Genomic DNA, 19688 nt, shown 5'->3' on the forward strand with positions numbered 1-19688 from the left:
GATCTCCCTGATAAAATTATGACGAATACTGCCTGGCTTCAATAATGAATTGCGGAACAGCCTATGACCGGAATACGCATCATCCAGTTAACAGACCCCCATCTATTCGGCTCTCCTGATGGCAGGCTAATGGGAGCAGACACCCATCGAACTTTACTGAACGTCTGGGAAAAGATTCAGTCCACACCCTTTAATCCAGACGTTTTCCTTGTCACCGGTGACCTCTCCCAGGACGAAAGTCTAGAATCCTACCAATCGCTGAAAGCAGTTCTGGATACCAGTGATAAACCTTATCTCTGGACCTGTGGAAATCATGACAATGCCCACCTGATGCATCAGGTCAGCCCGGAAGCCATGAACCCTTATCTGGATTTAGGGCCCTGGCAGATCATTATGCTGAACTCCCAGATTCCAGGTCAGGTTCCGGGCTTTTTATCCAACAAAGAGCTCCGGCTTCTGGAGAAATACCTCTCTGAGACCCCCGATAAACATACGCTGGTGGCTTTTCACCATCCTGCATACACCATTGAGAGTCAATGGCTGGACAAGATCAGCCTGAAGAACGCCGATCAGTTTATGAACCTGATCCAGTCCCACTCCAGTGTCCGGGTGGTCATCAACGGTCATATCCATCAGGAGCGGGATCAGTTCATCCAGAATGTCCGCTTTCTTTCTACTCCTTCTACCTGTGTCCAGTTCAAGCCTGAATCCGATCATTTTATGCTGGATGACCGCTGGCCGGGTTATCGAGAGCTTGAGCTAATGCCTGATGGCACCGTTGATACCCTGGTGGTCCGACTGGAAAGCGACTCCCTGAAACTGGATCTGACTGCTAATGGCTATTGATAACCCTCTTCGATATCAGCATTTCTTATTAATACCCTGACTGTTTTTTTCTAGATTGGAAAATAGGAGTAGTAAAAAAGGAAGTAAGGTTATGTCCAGGGTAAGGGCAATGCAGTACGATGACCAGGATAAGATCTTTTGGGATTCAGGTCAGGAATACAGAAAAAGACAAACTGCTAAAGAACGCTGCAAGAAGAGAAAGCAAAAATCCATTCGACAGGGCATTGATGACTACTGGGATAAGAAGTCCCTCCGACAAAATCTCGCCGATTCCTACGACGATTTTGATGACGACGATGATCTCAGTCAATTAGATGACATCCAAGGTCAACAGCCCAGAAATTAGATTTGATGCAGAAAAGCCACACAATACAGGTGGCTTTTCTTATAGCCTCAAGACTCCAGAAAGCGCTGCAAAGTACGAGCTACCAATTCTGGTTTTTCAGCATGCAGCCAATGTCCCGTTCCGGCAATCTCTCTCATAGTCGCTTTCGGGAAACGTTTCAGAACTTCTTCCCGGTGTTTTGCGAGAATGTAATCCGAGTTACCGCCCTTCAGGAATAATACATCACCTTCAAAAGCCTCCTCCCCGGAATGACCTGCCAGTATCTCTAAATAGTGATGATGAATGGCTTCCAGATTCATTCTCCAACGGTAACGTCCCTCGCCATTGCGATAAAGGTTCTTCAGCAGAAACGATCGAACAGCCGGCTCTTCTATGTGCTGGCGCAGCGCATGATCAGCATCAGCCCGCTTCCGGATAGCCTCCAGATCAACAGCAAACAAACCTGCAAAAACATCGTCATGCCGACGTACCTTGTATTGCACCGGAGCTATATCCATGACAGCCAGATTGTTTACTCGTTCGGAATAAGTCAGAGCCACTTCCATCACGACTTTGCCGCCCATGGAGTGTCCGAGCAGGTGTGCCTTCTCAATTTGTTGATCATCCAGATATTCAATGATATCTGCTGCCATGACGGAATAGTTCATGGCGTCATCATGAGGAGAGCGACCATGGTTGCGCGCATCCAGACCGTGCACTCTGAACTTCTGCGCCAACTGACGGTTGATAGCCCCCAGATTTTCCTGCGATCCAAATAGTCCGTGCACACTGATCAGGTGCTCACCCTTTCCCTGCTGTCTGGCATACAATTTCATGGGTTGTTCAATCTCTTCTCTCGCCTTACAACGGTTTTCGTAGAATACGGCATCATGCCGGTTAGCAAGATGGACACCTTAATTCCGAAAGATACTGTATCAGAATGCTCTTGCCACCGGGATACGGAAAAAGCCTATGACCCGGAGGCATAAAAACCCCTTCATTGATGCTGCTACTCTGAATTGTATAGCTTCATTTTTCAATAAGGACTCCATCATGAAGGGATCTCAATGGATCATCAGCCTGTTGATCTCAGTATTTTGTCTGTCTGCCTGGTCGACGCCCCCCTTAAAACCCGAGCTGCTTTCCGAGCAGGTGCAGGCAGACGAGGAAGGATGGTGGAGAACCGGCTTCCTGGTTGGCACCGTTTCCTCAAAAGGTTGGCAGATGGGCTTTATCTGGGAATCCGGAGAGCTGGAATTTCTGGCAGGGGAAGGCGCCTTGACTGGAAAAAACTACCCTGCCAAAACCTACGAGATATCAGTACAGCCTGAGTATTATTACCTCTGGGACAAACTGAAAGTTTCCAACAGGCCTCTGGTGATCAAATACAAATATCCATTCTGGTATAACACTTTCGCTACTCACAGTCGTTATCGAGTGATTGATGTTCAACCGGTTGAGAGCAGCTTTTCCAAAACACCTTCATTTACTCAACACCCCAATGGCATTGATTTAGATCCGGTGGTACAAAATTCAAGGGTCTTCAGTCAATGGCAAACATTCGGGCTGGTGCTTCATGTAGCCCGTTGGTCAGTGAGCCACAACTGTTTGGTATACCTTCATTTGGGTGGCACCGCCAGGATTATGAAAAGCAGACCGGTTTACACACCCTCTCTTGAATACAATCCTGATAATCGTGAATATGAATTCACAACGGTTTCAACTTATGAAACTTATGAGGTTGAAGTACCCAATGTTGTAAAACTGAGCACGAGCGACGAAGCCATTTGTCGCTATGCAGAAGATGCCGCTATATCGCAGTCAGAAGTCTATGTCGAATACACTGGAGTAAAAGCCCGGCCTGATACCGAGATGTTTCATGTTCTCCACTCTATCCAAGTTGAAGCGCCTTATGGTAATGAAGAAAAGTAATGATTCAAGCTGACGCAACAACAATCCTTGGTTTGATACGTCAGAGCACCTGAAAAGCACGAAAACCGCTTAAACAGAAACAGCCGCCTTAATGTGAGGGTGAGCCTTATAATCAACCAGTTCAAAGTCATCAATGGTAAATTCGAAAAGATTCCTGATGGCAGGGTTCAGCTTCATTGTTGGTGAATGAAAAGGCTTACGGGTCAGCTGTTCTTCTGCCTGCTCCAGATGGTTGGAGTAAAGATGGGCATCACCAAAGGTATGAACAAAATCCCCCAGCTTCAGATCACATACCTGGGCAATCATCATCGTGAGTAACGCATAAGATGCGATGTTAAAAGGCACACCCAGGAAAATATCAGCACTGCGCTGATAGAGCTGGCAGGAAAGCTTGCCATCCAGAACATAGAACTGAAACAGACAGTGACAGGGAGGCAAAGCCTGTTTACCCATAGCGGCATTGTCTTTAGGGCTGAACTTTACATCGGGCAGCACACTGGGATTCCAGGCACTGATGACCAACCTTCTGGAGTCTGGATTGGTTTTTATTTCATCCAACAGCCATTGAATCTGATCAAACGTTTCGCCGTTTGCATTTTCCCAGCTTCGCCACTGCTTGCCGTAAACAGGGCCCAGTTCTCCTTCATCCGTCGCCCACTCATCCCAGATTCTGACACCGTTTTCCTTCAGATAGGCAATATTAGTGTCACCCTTCAGGAACCAGAGCAATTCATGAATAATGGAGCGCAGATGACACTTCTTGGTGGTGACCAGTGGGAAACCTTTCGACAGATCAAAGCGCATTTGATAGCCAAAAACACTGTATGTTCCAGTGCCGGTTCGATCCGATTTGAAAGTACCTTGCTCTTTCACATGACGCAGGAGATCGAGATACTGTTTCATGGCATTGATCCTTTATTTATTTGCTCATGGCTTTTAATTCCGCTCACGGCTGCTCTTTCCACTCATGGCTGCTTTCCTACCAGATTTGACCGCATGTTTTTTCAACCAGACCCGATCATCCTGATTTTGACCATCTACCAGTGGAAACTTTTTATAGGCTACCACCATAAGTCCCGCACCCAGAAGGATCATGGGCACCGTCAGCAACTGTCCCATCGTCAACCAGTCAAAAGCAATGAAGCCCAGCTGCTGGTCAGGTTCCCGAACAAATTCTACGCAGAAGCGCCCAACACCATAGATCAACAGGAATAGACCGGACACGGCCATACGGGGACGAGGTTTGGCCGAGAACCACCAGAGCACTCCAAACAGGATGACCCCCTCAATAACGAACTGGTAAAGCTGTGATGGGTGTCTTGGCATCCGGGAGGGATCCGTCGGAAATACCATGGCCCATGGAACATCTGTTATCCTTCCCCATAGCTCACCGCCAATAAAGTTACCCACACGACCCATGCCCAGTCCCAGAGGAACGAAAGGGGCAACGAAGTCTGTCATCTGAAAGAAGTTCTTATCGATCTTGCGGCCAAAGAGGAATACGGCCAGCAAAACCCCCAATAAACCACCATGGAAAGACATGCCACCTTCCCAGATACTAAACAGCCAGAGTGGGTTTTGCAGAAAATAATCAAAGTTATAAAACAGCACATAGCCCATGCGCCCGCCCACTATGACCCCAACGGCGACATAGAATAATAAATCCCCAATTTGTTCGGAATTCCATAAACCGTTTGATTTTTTGGCTCTCTGAACAGCCAGCCACCAGCCTCCGGCAAAACCCACCAGGTACATTAGACCGTACCAGTGGACTTTGAGAGGTCCAAGGCTGATCGCAACGGGATCAATTTGAGGATATGGGATCACAGGAGGATTCCGGATAGTTCTCAAGGTTAACTGTTACGTACTCTTCTGTTTCAGTCAGAGAGAAGTACATTTGGCGGACCAGTGTATCAGCTGGATAGAGGATTGAGCCAGCTGACCAGGCCCTTTTACATTGAGAAAAGAAACTTACACCCTACTATCAATAACAGGACAACGAACAGTTTTTGCAGCTTTTCAGAAGACAGCTTGTGGGCTAACTCAGCTCCAAAGCGAGCAAACAGTACACTGGTCAGGACAATGCCAAGAAATGCCGGCCAGTAGACGTAACCGGTACTCATCGTCGGCAACAGCTCGTTTTCATGACCCAGAAACATGTTAGCCGCGGTTCCCATTAAAGCAATCGGCAACCCACACGCAGCAGAAGTCGCTACTGCCTGGGTCATAGAGAGGTTGTACTTGCGCAAAAGTGGTACCGACAGGGTTCCACCACCGATTCCAAAGATGCTGGAAGCCCAGCCTATGACGCCTCCGGCTGCCACCAACACAGGTCTTGCCAGCACCCTACTGCTTTCAGAAGGCTTGAAGCCAAACCACATTTTTGCGGCCACTGCCAAGGCAAAAATCCCAATGACTTTCTGAAGCATCGGACCTGACATCTGGATGGCAGTATGAACCCCCAGCCATGACCCCATCAGAATTCCGATAGTCAAAACACTGAAAACAGGCCACTGCACAGCCCCCTTGACATGATGAGCACGAATCGAACTGAGCGAAGTGACAACAATAGTGGCAAGAGAGGTACCCACAGCGAGATGGGTGAAAATATCAGGAGATAACCCCTGCAGCTTGAAGCTGAAAACCAGTACCGGAACAATTATCAGCCCGCCACCGATCCCGAACAGGCCAGCCAGAGTCCCGGCCAGAGCACCAAGCAGAAGGTAAGAAAGAAAAATCATTAAACAGCAATCCAACTAAGCAGCCTCAAATCAGGAATCCTGTCATGATTCTCCGTGGCTGAGGCCATCAAACATTATCAGCGCAGCATCCCCTAAAGGATGAAGATCGATCCTTATTCTAAACAAAATTAACACGTTAATTGACTAGAAAATCACTATTTAGCTCATCTCTTTTAAGAACATAACCCGCCAGGAAGCTCATTTAACCTCACTACAATAGCATCATGGAATACAGCATCGAAGCATCTTCCCTGAAACCGGGACGTTGTAGGACAGAAACAATAACGTACAAATTTTGCCTATCAACTAGCAAGAAAGTCTTCCGTATCCTAATCTCATTGTTACAATTTTTTTGCACAACAAAAATAAAAATGTCGATACTCATAAAATCAAGCTGGAAGGATTCAGCGGTGGATCTTTTAATCGGGTTCTTATCCCGGACACCTCGGGTTTTCTATTCTGTCATGGGCCTGATATTTTCCTGTGCCCTACAAGCTAAAAAGAGCCATATTGCCAGGGCGTCAGTGCAAATGGCTCTGTTGTCTGTTTCTGAGAAGAGGCAGAAACAAATCATTCGCCAGTCTGCTCGTTATACCGTTGATTATGTTCTTGCTCTTCCTTCACTTAATAAAGTGGTTTACCTGCTGCATAATCAGGACGTCATTGCCCAGGCCCTTTCAGAAAACAAGGGCGTGGTCATACTCTCTCTCCATATGGGTCCACCCGATCTGGGAACATTGGCACTCTCACAACAGGGTTTACCAGCAACTACCCTGATTGGTTCAGGAAAACAGTCGCCATTAACCCATAAGCTCGGCAAGGCATTTCTTCTGAAGGCCGGTATTGAACCTACTACAAAAGGAGACCCCACAGCGGTATTTCAGGCTCTGAAACAGAAAAAAGCCGTTTTTTTATACAGTGACCTCCGCTCAGAAGAGATGCCTGTGACATTTTTTGGACAGAAAACCCGAGCCCCTGCGAGCGGCATCATGACGGCTCATCTTCTGAAAGCGCCCGTTCTTTTTCATCACTGCACTTTTGAAAATAATCAGTGGCAGTTGCATTTTGAGCCTCTGCCACTAACCCAAACCGGTAACAGAAAGCTGAACACTCAGCATGACCTCCAACGACTGATGCACAGAATGGAGCAGGTGATCAGGGAGAACCCTCAGCTCTGGATATGGCATTACGACCGCTTCAAGTTGAAAAACAAGATTCAGCGCAACACAGTCTTCTAATTATTTTCAACCTGAGCCGTATGCATAACAAAAACTCCTGACGAGAGTAAAGATGGCTCAAGATCAGGCTATTAAGCGACAGACACCCTCAACGACTCCAACGTTCAAAAAATTTCACTGGCGACTGCCTGAAAACCCCTTTAGGATAGGAGGATTGCCCCTCCCAAAGATTTGTTTTTTTCCTTTTATATCAATAAGTTACCCTTCTCGACCCACGCAAGAAAAAGTCCGAAAATAAGTAGACATTTATACAGATAGCCTCTATAACATTTACTGTGATATCAACATACAGACACCTGCATAAGTAGAGTTCCTGCAACATGAATTCTTAAAAACCGGAGTGTCGTGTGGTTCACAATAACCATTTGCATTAACAATACAGTGCCCAGACCAACAATAATATTAGTACGCCGGTGATCATGGAGGTCATGGCGAGGGGGAGCCTGATATGTCAATTTTTTCTCATTACCAGGAGAGGTACGAATCGACTCGGCAAGAGGAGATGAGTCTTCAGGAGTATCTGGATCTTTGCAAAACCGACCCTGGTGCTTACGCAAATGCGGCAGAGAGAATGCTTTCAGCCATTGGCGAACCAGAGATTGTTGATACGTCTCGTGATCCGCGTCTGAGTCGTATATTTTCCAACAAGTTGATTAAGTGTTATCCCGCTTTTGAGGAGTTTTATGGCATGGAAGAAGCGATCGAACAGATTGTTTCTTACTTCAAACATGCCGCACAGGGTCTCGAAGAAAAGAAACAGATCCTTTATTTGCTGGGTCCTGTAGGTGGCGGTAAGTCATCTCTGGCAGAGCGCCTCAAAGCTCTGATGGAACTGAAACCTTTCTATGCTATCAAGGGCTCTCCGGTGTTTGAATCACCACTGGGTCTCTTTAATCCCGAGGAAGATGGCAAGATTCTGACCGAAGAATACGGTATTCCCGGTCGTTACCTGAAATACATCATGTCTCCATGGGCGGTTAAGCGCCTACACGAGTTTGGAGGTGATATTTCCAAGTTCCGTGTTGTAAAAGTTTACCCAAGTCGTTTGAACCAGGTGGCTATTGCCAAGACTGAACCAGGCGATGAGAACAACCAGGACATCTCCAGTCTGGTCGGTAAAGTAGACATCCGTCAGCTGGAAGAATTCTCCCAGGATGACCCGGATGCTTACAGTTTCTCAGGAGCACTTTGCCGTGCCAATCAGGGTGTGATGGAATTCGTAGAGATGTTCAAAGCCCCTGTGAAAGTACTACATCCTCTACTGACTGCTACTCAGGAGGGTAACTACAACTCCACAGAAGGCATGGGTGCTATTCCTTTTGAAGGTATCTTGCTGGCGCACTCCAACGAATCCGAATGGCAGACCTTCCGCAACAACAAGACCAACGAAGCGTTTATTGATCGTGTAAACATTGTTAAGGTTCCTTACTGCACACGCATCAAAGAAGAGGTGGGTATCTACGAAAAACTGCTGGAACACAGCTCTTTGAAGAACGCACCATGCGCACCTGATACTCTGAAAATGCTGGCCCAGTTCTCCGTTCTGTCCCGCATCAAAGAGCCCGAAAACTCTTCAGTTTATTCCAAAATGCGTGTCTATAACGGTGAGAACCTGAAGGACACCGACCCTAATGCGAAACCACTGCAAGAATATAAAGATTCCGCAGGTGTTGATGAAGGCATGGACGGACTCTCTACCCGTTTCGCATTCAAGATTTTGTCCAAGGTCTTTAACTTCGACTCCACCGAAGTCGCAGCCAACCCTGTGCACCTGATGTACGTTCTGGAACAGCAGATTGAACAGCAGCAGTTCCCGGATGAAGTGACTGATCGCTACATGCGCTTCATCAAGGAATATCTGACACCCAAATATGTTGAATTTCTGGGTAAGGAAATTCAGACCGCTTATCTGGAGTCCTATTCAGATTACGGTCAGAACATTTTTGACCGCTACATCACTTATGCTGATTTCTGGATTCAGGATCAAGAATTCCGTGATCCCGACACCGGTCACATTCTGGATCGCAGTGCCCTGAATGATGAACTGGAAAAAATTGAGAAGCCTGCCGGCATCGCTAATCCGAAAGACTTCCGTAACGAAGTGGTTAACTTTGTCCTGCGTGCCCGGGCCAATCACGAAGGCAAGAACCCAAGCTGGTTGAGCTACGAGAAAATGCGTGCAGTGATCGAGAAGAAGATGTTCTCTAACACAGAAGATCTGCTGCCAGTAATTTCCTTCAATGCCAAGGGCTCCAACGAAGACCAACGCAAACATGCAGACTTTGTTAAGCGTATGGTTGAGTATGGATACACAGAAAAACAGGTTCGCCTGCTGTCCGAGTGGTACATCCGGGTTCGCAAGTCTCAGTAACTCATGAGCCCCTGCGCTGCCGTTCAATACCCGGCAGCGTTCATGATGAGTCACCACGGCGCCTTCGCGGGCGCTTCTACATCATGTTTTATCAGACAAGACATCAGTGTAGAAGTATGTCGTTTATCAAGAAAAATGGTCATTTTTCAGGAAAAAACGACATTGCCATGACAGTAGCAAAATAGTCCTGGATAGAACAAATAGCCAGGTCTGAGTACCCAAGGAGAGCGTCCTATGAGCATAATAATTGACCGACGCCTCAATGCGAAAAAGAAAAGTACGGTCAACCGTCAGCGTTTCCTGAGGCGCTACAAAGGTCTGGTAAAAGAGGCAGTACAGGAGGCTGTTGATCAGCGCTCTATTACCGACGTTGATAGCGGCAGTGACATCAGCATTCCCAAAAAAGACGTGTCAGAACCGGTTTTTCATCACGGTCAGGGTGGCCGGGTGGAACAGGTTCATCCTGGCAACAAAGAGTTCACCACCGGTGATCGTTTCCAGCGCCCTCAAGGCGGTGGTGGACAGGGCAGCGGGGAAGGCGAAGCCAGCAACAGCGGTTCCGGTGAAGACGACTTCATTTTTTCCATTAATCGCGAAGAGTTCCTTGAATATCTGTTTGAAGATCTTGAGCTGCCTAATCTGGTTCGCAAAGAACTCAAGGACTCTACCGACTTTAAACTGAAAAGAGCGGGTTACACGACGGCGGGTTCTCCTGACAGGTTAAACGTAGTACGCTCCCTGAGGGCAGCTCACGCCCGCCGAATAGCGCTTTCCGGTAAAGAAAGAAAAGAGATTCGCGCCCTGAAACGTCGACTCCGTGAAATGGAAGTGAGCCCTGAAAGCAACGATGAAACTCTGAGAAAAGAGCTGAAAGATCAGATTAATGCGCTGAACAAAAAGCTTAAACGTCTACCCTTTATCGACGAGTTTGACCTTAAATTCAACAATCTGGTGAAAGTGCCTCAACCTTCCAGTAAGGCAGTCATGTTCTGTGTCATGGACGTGTCAGGCTCCATGACCCGGGAAATAAAGGACATTGCCAAGCGTTTTTTTCTGCTGCTCTATCTGTTCCTGGAGCGCAACTATGAAAAAATTGAAGTTGTGTTCATCCGTCACCATAGTGAAGCCCGTGAATGTAATGAGCACGACTTCTTTTATGCCCGGGAAACCGGTGGCACTGTTGTATCGTCAGCACTGACACTGACAGACGACATTATTACTGAAAGATATTCCCCCAATGAGTGGAACATCTATGTAGCTCAGGCATCTGACGGCGATAACTGGGAAGCAGACTCTGCCAAGTGCCGCAATATTATTGTCGACAAACTTTTGCCACTGACTCAGTATTACTCCTACGTAGAAATTACTGATCGTCACCACCAAAACCTGTGGCATGAATACAAAATGATCGAAAAGAATCACGCAGGTCATTTTGCCATGCAACAAATACGACATCCTGCAGAGATCTATCCGGTCTTCCGTAAACTGTTCGAAAAGAAGGAGGGCCAAAATGCCTGATAAGAAACGCTTTGAGCAGGACATTGATCCGCATAAAGCAGAGCCTTCCTCCAAAACAGCCGATTGTCAGAAGTCATCTCGCCGTGCAGAGCCTATTTCCAGAGGCTCAGAATGGACCTTTGAACTGCTGGAAGAATACGACAGAGAACTGGCAAAGCTGGCAAAACGCTACCAGCTGGAAACTTACCCTAACCAGATAGAAGTCATCAGTTCCGAGCAGATGCTGGATGCCTATGCTTCTGTGGGTATGCCACTGATGTATAACCACTGGAGCTTCGGTAAACAGTTTCTGAGCAACCAGCAAAGCTACCAGCGCGGACAAATGGGTCTGGCTTATGAGATTGTAATCAATTCCAATCCGTGTATTGCCTACCTTATGGAAGAAAACACCATGCCCATGCAGGCACTGGTTATTGCGCACGCATGTTATGGACACAACTCTTTCTTCAAAGGTAACTATCTGTTCAAGCAATGGACGGATGCAGACTCCATCATTGACTATCTGTTGTTCGCTAAAAACTACATTGCCGAGTGCGAAGAAAAACACGGTGTTGATGCGGTAGAGGAGCTTCTCGATGCCTGTCATGCTCTTATGAATCAGGGGGTAAATCGCTATGAGCGTCCTCGCCCTATTTCACCAGAAGAAGAAAAAGCACGGGTCAAAGAGCGTGAAGAATACATTCAGCGCAACCTTAATGACTTGTGGCGAACCATTCCTCTTCGTGAAGACCATGAAGTTAAGCAGACTGAGCGTTATCCAAGGGACCCGGAAGAAAATATTCTCTATTTCATTGAGAAAAATGCCCCTCTTCTGGATATCTGGCAGCGAGAACTGATTCGGATCGTCCGCAAGGTAGCTCAATACTTCTATCCACAGCGCCAGACCCAAGTGATGAACGAAGGTTGGGCAACTTTCTGGCACTATCACCTGATGCATGAAATGTACAACGAGGGGCACATTACTGAAGGCTTCATCATGGAGTTCCTGCATTCGCACTCCAGCGTGGTGTTTCAGCCTGATTTTGATGATCCCCGTTACAGTGGCATTAACCCATACGCTCTCGGTTTTGCCATGTTTCAGGACATCCGCCGGATCTGTGAAAACCCGACGGAAGAAGATCGTCGCTGGTTCCCTGACCTGGCAGGTTCAGATTGGCTGGAAGCTGTGCACTTTGCCATGAAGAACTTTAAGGATGAAAGTTTCATCATGCAGTATCTCTCACCCAAGGTAATGAGAGATCTGAAGCTGTTCTGCATCGACGATAATGAAATCAACCCATACCTTGAAGTCAGAGCCATTCATGACGACTCCGGTTACCGCAGGGTAAGAGAGTCTCTTGCCGCTCAATACAATCTGGGCAACCGTGAACCTAACATTCAGGTTTACAACGTAAACACACGTGGTGACCGCTCCATTACCTTACGTCATTTCATGCACCAGGGTCGTCCGGTAGATTCCGACAGTACTCGTGAAATCATCAAACATATCCACAGACTGTGGGGCTTTGATGTGCATATGGAGTCTGTTGATGAGTGGGGTGGCGTAAAAACCATTTATGGCCTGCCCAAGCAGGAAGAAAATGAAGAGACCGAAGCAGCCTGACTTTTAACCATTAGCCGGATCTTCCAGAGAGGATCCGGTTTTTTATGGCTCTGATGCCGATACCTGTAAAGTCAGAATAATGCCGTCTGAGTTCAAATAAAATGGTTAACCCTACAACTGAGAAAACAGCATGACCGATACCACCCGGCCTACCGTTGTTCTGGCTGGTGGGGGCCATACACATGCACTAATACTGAAAAGACTTCAGAAGGGGCAAAAACCTCCAGCCCATTTTGTTCTGGTTTCTGCCTCCCGCTACACCGCTTATTCAGGGATGCTTCCCGGTGTCATCTCAGGGCATTATACTGCTGAACAATCCCACATTGATCTTGAGTTGCTGGCCAATGAATCAAAGTGCACATTTGTGAGAGCGACTCTCTCTGGGGTGGATACTGAAGCGAATGAATTGATTCTTGAGAATGGCAACCGCCTTCAGTATGACATACTCTCCATCAATACAGGCTCGACACAAGCCCGTGTCATTGATGCAAAAGACATTATCAGCATAAAACCTATCGGATCCTTTCTGTTCTGGTTGAATCAACTTTTGCCTGAACATATTAAGCAGAACGATAGCTTTACTCTGGTCATTATGGGCGCCGGTGCAGCAGGTATTGAGGTAGCTCTGGCCCTCCACCAACGCTTCGAACATCTTCACTCCCTCAAAATACATATTGTCACAACTCGCGGCATCATGCCGGGTCATCCTATAAAAGTTCAGAAAATGGTTATAGAGGAAATTGAACGAAAGCCCATTAAAATTCATACTAACTTTCGGGTAACCAATGTCAAAGACAAAACGCTGACCAGTGATCAAAATGAGCATCTGCGATATGACGCTCTGATACTGGCCACACCCGCTGCTCCTGCTCGCTGGCCATCTGAAAGCACGCTTGCTACCAGCTCACAGGGGTTTATCCAGGTTAACTCCACATTGAGATCCATCAGCCATGACAATGTCTTCGCTTGCGGTGATATCGCTGAATTCATTCACTCAAAGTTGGTCAAGTCCGGGGTTTATGCGGTTCGGCAGGCTCCGGTCCTGTTTCAAAATATAAGTAATTTGTTAGAGAAAAAAACGCTGGAACCTTACCGTCCACAGAATCAATTTCTTTCCTTACTAAGCTGTGCCGATGGTCGGGCCATTGCATCAAGAGGCTGTTTTACTGCCAGAGGACGTTTAATATGGCTTTGGAAAGACTGGATCGATCGGCGATTTATGGCTCAATTTCCCCTGCCAGCTCCTGGCTCCATGGAACTCAGTGCTTCCATTCAAAGCTAAGCCTTATAGCGATTTTATTGCCTTGCAAGAAGACTCTGGCTCATCTGATCATACTGTTATCTATTGTAATGACAGTGCGAGTCCATTCAAATGCGCTCATCAGTCTTGATGATCTGGAGCAAAAGATCCGGTTGAGCACTAATCTGCTGATTCTGGACGTACGCCCCAGGGTACGCTACCAGCTGCTAGGCCACATTCCCGGTGCTCACAATATCTGGCGCCCTGCTTTTCAGGCTGATGAACATGATTACCCCTTCTCGGGAATGAGAGCCAGCAGACAGAAACTCTCTCAGCTATTGAGCCAACTGGGCGTTACTCCGGAAACGGAGATTATCCTCTACGATGACCAGCAAGGCATGAATGCAGCCCGTCTTTGGTGGTTACTGAAACTCTACGGTCATGATCGGGCCTCTATCCTTAATGGTGGCCTGTCAGCCTGGGAAAACCACAAGAAGAAGCTCAATTTCAAATCACCTGAAACACCCAAACAATCCCAATACCAATTTACGGGTACACCCCATCCTCAATGGCTTGCTGAGATTGAGCAGGTAAAGTCCATTCAAACAAAAAAAGAGAACGCCCTACTAGTGGACGTCAGAAGCCTGGATGAATTCACCGGAAAAACCAGAAAGTCAGGAGCCTATCGCCATGGCAGGATTCCTGGCAGTATCTGGTTTGAGTACAAGCAGACAGTCAATGAAAATGGATTCCTCGACAAAGAACGATTAAGACGTTTGTTTCAATCAGCGGGTATCACACCGGATAAAGAAATCATCGTTTACTGTCAGTCCGGAGTGCGTTCCGCCCATACGCTTTTTGTTCTTTCCGAGCTGCTGGGATACAACAGGATAAAAAACTATGACGGTTCCTGGATTGAATGGTCCTGGATGAGAGAGTTACCAGCCGTTCAGGGACCACCCAAAAAAAACAGATAAACCTCACGAATCCTGAACAGCAAAATTAATTCTCAAAAATACTGTCGTATCTATTCCTGAATATCAAAATAGGCTGTTATCTCGCGTCAATATGGTCTTATAATAGGTTTAGCTCTATATGGAAATGTAGGCTGTATTCTCGGCATGAAAACTTTCTAGCCAAGAAGACATCACCAAGAAAGAGCTCTGTGATATGGACGACGCAGAATAGACATGTGACTAAAAATAAAACAACAAAGGGTTGCTGTTTCCCGGCAGTTCCTTCAATGTTAATAATGTAGGAATCGTGCTGTATGGAAGCGACCAAGAAGGAAATGGAAGCTATGCTGGAAGGTACAGTAAAGTGGTTTAACAACCCCAAGGGTTATGGATTCATCCAGGCTCAGGAAGCCACTGAAAATCAAGACGTACTCATACATTACTCCGTTATTGAAATGGACGGTTTTAAAACTTTGAAAGCCGGACAACTCGTGCAATTTGAAATTGGCCAGGGACCCAAGGGGCTGATAGCTACTCGTGTCATTCCTGGCGGTGGAGAAGGCACAAGCCAGAGCACACAGACTTCCCGGGAAGAATCCCTGCCAGCCTGACAGTTATTGTCAGTCTGTCCCCAGAGTCCATAAGGCAATGTCACCCGGAACTTCGCCTTGTCGAAGATGTACGGGTGGCATCAGCCTCACAAGGGCCTGGAATGGAATGCACCTGTCAATCGGGTATCAGATTACGTGCGTATGAAAAACTGCACGATTGACGATCTGAATATCACATTGATGAGGGCAGGGAAGTGTTGTGTTTTGATGAATGCCATAGCTAACACTTATCAAAACACACTGCTTTTTCTTTTGTGCCCATTACTGCCCGGCACAAGAGGCATTAATAGCGATCTTAGACCGCTAACTCTTCTTTTTCCGTCACTTTATCAGTGTGAGTTTCTGGCTGGTTTTCACGAAGAATCAGATCTGCAGCTTTTTCAGCAATCATCATCACAGGCGCATTGGTATTCCCGCTGATCAGGGTTGGCATAATTGAGGCGTCAATCACACGTAAACCTTCCAGCCCCCGGACTTTCAGACTGGTGTCGACTACTGCCATGTCATCATTTCCCATTTTGCAGGTTCCCACCGGGTGGTAGATGTGATTGCCATTATTTCTTATATAAGACTCAAGCTCATCATCATCCTGTATACCCGACCCTGGCAGATACTCCTCCCCAGCATACCGGGACATCTCTGGTGACTGGATAATCTGCCTAACTCTTTTGATACCACGTACCATAAGATCCATATCAGCCTGTTTTTCCAGAAGATTCAGTTCGATCGCAGGGTGATCCATGGGGGATGCACTTTTAAGGGATACACGACCACGGCTTTCCGGCCTCAGGATACAGACATGAACCGAAAACCCGTATTGGAAGTATCTTGAGAGTTTACGACCATGATCTTCCATAGCCGCAGGGATGAAATGCAGTTGCAGATCAGGCCTCTCGACTTCCGGTGAGGATTTTATAAATCCCCCCGACTCTGCAAGACTGCTTGTCAGAAAGCCTTCTTTCTTGTGGAAATATTTCACTGCCTCCTTAATACCTCTGGCCATTCCCAATGGTCTGGCGAAAGCCATTGATGAGGCAGTCTTGTCACTGGCGACAACCAGAACATCAGGGTGCTCCTGAAGGTTTTCGCCAACGCCTGGCAGTTCATGTAAACAATCAACGCCGTGGGGCTCGAGTCTGTCTCTGGCACCGATACCTGAAAGCAGCATAATCTGGGGAGAACCGAAAGCTCCCGCGGAAAGAATCACCTCTTTTCGGGCAAAGAGTTTCCTTCTGGTAACACCTCGAACGACTTCAATTCCTATAGCCTTTTTTCCCTCAAGGATAACTCTGGCAGTATGACTGTTGGTCATGACTGTCAAATTGGTTCTATCATTGACAGGATGCAAATAGGCAGCCGCTGAACTGCATCTTTGGCCGTCTTTCTGTGTTACCTGATACCAGCCTACACCTTCCTGCTCAGCACCATTAAAATCAGGATTGTCTTTTTCTCCGATTTCTATTGCACCATTGATAAAAGCTTCACTCAAGCAGTGCTTACTTCTGGGGTCAGCAACATTCAGTGGACCACCGGTGCCGTGAAATCCAGAAGCACCTCGTTCCTGGTTTTGGGATTTTAGAAAATAGGGCAAGACATCATCGAAAGACCAACCGTCATTCCCCATAGCAGCCCACTGATCGTAATCTTCTTTTTGCCCTCTGATATAGAGCATGGCATTGATCGAACTACTACCACCCAGAGTCTTTCCCCGGGGACAGTATATATCCCGGTTATTCATGGTGGACTGAGCCTGGGCATTCAGCTGCCAGTTATGCAAACCGTGAGGCACAGTGATTGCTGCGCCGGCAGGTATATATATCAATGGAGACTTGTCACTGCCTCCTGCTTCTACCAGGCAGACCTGATGGTCATTATTCTCAGACAGGCGGTTGGCCAGAACACAGCCTGCAGAGCCACCCCCTACAATGATGTAGTCGAACTCTGTCATATAAATCACTTTATTATTATAGGTGTTTTTCAGCTGATAGCTGCTGAATACGTTTTCGCAAAAGCTTCTTGACTAGCCTGCTATCGCTCCAAATTGCTTCTTCTGTTCTGGCAGTTAATCATCAAAGAGTTTTGCAGCCCTCTTGATACCAGAGATTTATCCATTTTGATAGCCTGCCTGAGCACAAAAAACAAAATCTCAACAGACCCAGTCGAGAGTGTTTGCAACTGATAGCCGCCCTTAGCACCAGTCTGAAATAAAGTTTACTGATAATTACAAAGATAGGTATGTTGGCATAAATTGCTGAATCTGCATCAACTATCCCAACTGCAAAGGCGCTAAGCTGGTCGGAGCATCAATATGCATCAGTTCCCGCTGAGGATCAAACATAAACCCAGACATAAAAGACGATGGATATATGGTCATAACTATTAGACTTCAGATTGCCGAGACACCTCCCTTTCCAGCAAACACTGCCGGAAAGGTGTTTGGAGACAGTGAAGAAAAACGTTTAACTGGCAGCAAATAGCTCAGAAACCACAGCTTTAGCTTCTTCCTGAATTTGCTTGAGGTGATCAGGGCCGACAAAACTTTCGGTATAGATTTTATAAACCGCCTCAGTACCAGAGGGTCTGGCAGCAAACCAGCCTTTTTCAGTAACGACCTTCAGGCCACCAATAGCAGCACCGTTTGCCGGGGCATGGGTCAATTTGGCAGTAATGGGATCACCCGCCAGAGTACTTGCTTTAACCATATCAGGGGTCATGGCTGACAGAACTTTCTTCTGCTCATCAGAAGCAGTAGCTTGTAGTCGTTCATAAACCGGAGAGCCATACTTTTTAGTCATTTCCTGATAATGCTCACCCGGATCCTTGCCAGTAACAGCAATGATCTCAGCAGCAAGAAGCGCCAGGATGAAACCATCCTTGTCTGTGCACCAGACGGCCCCATCACGGCGCAGGAAAGCCGCCCCCGCACTTTCCTCACCACCAAAGGCCAGCTCGCCAGAAGCCAAACCGTCGACAAACCATTTGAATCCGACCGGCACTTCAGCCACTTCTCTGCCTAATCCTTTCGCTACACGATCAATCATGGCGCTGGACACAAGCGTCTTACCAATTTTGGCATTGACCGACCAGTGCACACGATGGCTGTATAGGTAATTGATCGCCACCGCCAGATAATGATTGGGGTTCAGCAGACCATGTTCACGAGTCACGATACCGTGTCGGTCAAAATCAGGATCGTTACCAAAAGCAATATCAAACCGATCTTTCAATTCGATCAGACCTGCCATGGCATAGGCTGAAGAGCAATCCATACGAATCTTGCCGTCTTTATCGACATGCATAAAAGAAAAAGTAGGATCAACCTTTTTGCTGACCAGCTCAATATCAAGCCCGTAACGCTTGGCAATGGGCTCCCAATAATGAAGGCCGGCCCCCCCCAGAGGATCGACACCCATTTTGATACCTGCCTTGCGAATGGCCTCCATATCAATGACATTTTCCAGATCATCAACATAAGGTGTGACGTAATCGTACTCAGTGATAAACCCGGAAGCCAGAGCGTCATTCAACGACATCTGTTCAACGCCTTCAAGACCCTCTGCAAGCAGTTGATTGGCTCGATCCTGAACCCAGTTGGTGACATTTCCACCGGCTGGACCTCCATGGGGAGGGTTGTATTTGAAACCACCGTCTTCAGGCGGGTTATGGGAAGGTGTTATAACAACACCGTCCGCCCTGTCCTGTTGATTCCGGTTATAGGAAACAATGGCATGGGAAATGACCGGAGTCGGTGTATAGCCTCTGCCTTCCTGAATCCGAGCCTTTACACCATTGGCTGCCAATACCTGAATAGCACTGATCAATGCTGGCTCTGACAGGGCATGGGTATCCATGCCAACAAACATGGGTCCTGTAATATTATGTTCGCGACGGTATTCACAGATAGCCTGTGTGATAGCAACAATATGAGCTTCGTTAAAAGAGGCCCTGAAAGAAGTCCCCCGGTGTCCTGAAGTGCCAAACCGGACTCGTTGAGAGGGATCTAATGGATTGGGCTGAATAGCAAAATAATCGCTGACCAGACGGGGAATATTGGTCAGCATATCGTCTTTGGCAACTTTACCGGCTTGAGGATGCATGAAGAATTCCTGAGTGAGTGACACTGAAGCATAAAGCAAAAACCGCTCCAAATCAGAACGCAATATGGCTTACCTTACCCACCCAGACCGTTCGAAGGCAGTATCGGAAACCACAACTATACCCTGTCGACATTACCCAGAAACACCTTGCAAACCATTCCATAAACGATTTGCTCATGAAAAGCTTTACAGAAGGCTCTGAAGTCGACA

16 protein-coding genes are annotated in these 19688 nt (G+C 47.1%); 10 read left to right on the forward strand and 6 right to left on the reverse strand.

Annotated features, from left to right (window positions below; all coding sequences use genetic code 11):
- Nucleotides 1–63: 63 nt before the first annotated feature.
- Both cpdA and KBW69_RS05320 read left to right on the forward strand, forming a co-directional pair.
- The gene (cpdA, locus tag KBW69_RS05315; RefSeq protein ID WP_257280204.1) at nucleotides 64–846 is read left to right on the forward strand and encodes a 3',5'-cyclic-AMP phosphodiesterase; all 783 of its coding nucleotides are present in this window, start codon (nucleotides 64–66) and stop codon (nucleotides 844–846) included.
- A 91-nt stretch (nucleotides 847–937) separates the two neighbouring features.
- A complete protein-coding gene (locus tag KBW69_RS05320) occupies nucleotides 938–1192 on the forward strand; it encodes a hypothetical protein (protein WP_257280205.1) in 255 nt (84 codons plus the stop codon).
- A 47-nt stretch (nucleotides 1193–1239) separates the two neighbouring features.
- Here the strand turns inward: KBW69_RS05320 and KBW69_RS05325 are convergent, their stop codons facing one another.
- A complete protein-coding gene (locus KBW69_RS05325) occupies nucleotides 1240–2007 on the reverse strand; it encodes an alpha/beta fold hydrolase (protein ID WP_257280206.1) in 768 nt (255 codons plus the stop codon).
- Between the two features lie 217 nt (nucleotides 2008–2224).
- On the opposite strand from KBW69_RS05325, the gene KBW69_RS05330 reads away from it, so the two are divergent.
- Nucleotides 2225–3103: a hypothetical protein gene (locus KBW69_RS05330; protein ID WP_257280207.1), complete on the forward strand. Its 879-nt coding sequence runs from the start codon at nucleotides 2225–2227 to the stop codon at nucleotides 3101–3103.
- A 69-nt stretch (nucleotides 3104–3172) separates the two neighbouring features.
- On the opposite strand, the gene KBW69_RS05335 is transcribed toward KBW69_RS05330, so the two are convergent.
- The 3 genes from KBW69_RS05335 to KBW69_RS05345 all read right to left on the reverse strand — a co-directional run bounded on the left by KBW69_RS05335 (nucleotide 3173) and on the right by KBW69_RS05345 (nucleotide 5859).
- Nucleotides 3173–4006 carry a thymidylate synthase gene (locus KBW69_RS05335; protein WP_257254350.1) on the reverse strand — a complete coding sequence of 278 codons (834 nt, stop codon included), beginning with the start codon at nucleotides 4004–4006 and terminating at the stop codon, nucleotides 3173–3175.
- Nucleotides 4007–4039: 33 nt separating this feature from the next.
- Nucleotides 4040–4930, reverse strand: a complete 891-nt coding sequence (gene lgt / locus KBW69_RS05340) for a prolipoprotein diacylglyceryl transferase (protein ID WP_257254349.1) — start codon at nucleotides 4928–4930, stop codon at nucleotides 4040–4042.
- A gap of 125 nt (nucleotides 4931–5055) precedes the next feature.
- Nucleotides 5056–5859 (reverse strand): sulfite exporter TauE/SafE family protein, encoded by an 804-nt coding sequence (locus KBW69_RS05345; protein WP_306671302.1) that lies wholly within the window; start codon nucleotides 5857–5859, stop codon nucleotides 5056–5058.
- 395 nt (nucleotides 5860–6254) lie between these two features.
- On the opposite strand from KBW69_RS05345, the gene KBW69_RS05350 reads away from it, so the two are divergent.
- The 7 genes from KBW69_RS05350 (at nucleotide 6255) to KBW69_RS05380 (ending at nucleotide 15381) form a co-directional block, all read left to right on the forward strand.
- Complete coding sequence (locus tag KBW69_RS05350) at nucleotides 6255–7082, forward strand: hypothetical protein (RefSeq protein WP_257280208.1); 828 nt, start codon at nucleotides 6255–6257, stop codon at nucleotides 7080–7082.
- 448 nt (nucleotides 7083–7530) lie between these two features.
- Nucleotides 7531–9453 (forward strand): PrkA family serine protein kinase, encoded by a 1923-nt coding sequence (locus KBW69_RS05355; protein WP_257280209.1) that lies wholly within the window; start codon nucleotides 7531–7533, stop codon nucleotides 9451–9453.
- Nucleotides 9454–9687: 234 nt separating this feature from the next.
- A complete protein-coding gene (locus KBW69_RS05360; RefSeq protein WP_257280210.1) occupies nucleotides 9688–10971 on the forward strand; it encodes a YeaH/YhbH family protein in 1284 nt (427 codons plus the stop codon).
- A complete protein-coding gene (locus KBW69_RS05365; protein WP_257280211.1) occupies nucleotides 10964–12574 on the forward strand; it encodes a SpoVR family protein in 1611 nt (536 codons plus the stop codon). Before KBW69_RS05360 ends, KBW69_RS05365 begins: the two co-directional genes overlap by 8 nt.
- A gap of 130 nt (nucleotides 12575–12704) precedes the next feature.
- The gene (locus KBW69_RS05370) at nucleotides 12705–13856 is read left to right on the forward strand and encodes an FAD-dependent oxidoreductase (protein ID WP_257280212.1); all 1152 of its coding nucleotides are present in this window, start codon (nucleotides 12705–12707) and stop codon (nucleotides 13854–13856) included.
- Nucleotides 13857–13873: 17 nt separating this feature from the next.
- Entirely contained in the window at nucleotides 13874–14791 is a 918-nt protein-coding gene (locus tag KBW69_RS05375; RefSeq protein WP_257280213.1) for a sulfurtransferase, read from the forward strand.
- 293 nt (nucleotides 14792–15084) lie between these two features.
- Entirely contained in the window at nucleotides 15085–15381 is a 297-nt protein-coding gene (locus KBW69_RS05380) for a cold shock domain-containing protein (RefSeq protein ID WP_306671300.1), read from the forward strand.
- 295 nt (nucleotides 15382–15676) lie between these two features.
- On the opposite strand, the gene KBW69_RS05385 is transcribed toward KBW69_RS05380, so the two are convergent.
- Nucleotides 15677–17329: a GMC family oxidoreductase gene (locus KBW69_RS05385; RefSeq protein WP_257280214.1), complete on the reverse strand. Its 1653-nt coding sequence runs from the start codon at nucleotides 17327–17329 to the stop codon at nucleotides 15677–15679.
- 511 nt (nucleotides 17330–17840) lie between these two features.
- Nucleotides 17841–19478 carry a phosphoglucomutase (alpha-D-glucose-1,6-bisphosphate-dependent) gene (gene pgm / locus KBW69_RS05390; RefSeq protein ID WP_257280215.1) on the reverse strand — a complete coding sequence of 546 codons (1638 nt, stop codon included), beginning with the start codon at nucleotides 19476–19478 and terminating at the stop codon, nucleotides 17841–17843.
- Nucleotides 19479–19688: the final 210 nt, after the last annotated feature.

It is taken from the genome of Endozoicomonas sp. ISHI1 (assembly GCF_024606225.1).
In the GTDB taxonomy this organism is placed as follows: Bacteria; Pseudomonadota; Gammaproteobacteria; order Pseudomonadales; family Endozoicomonadaceae; genus Endozoicomonas_A.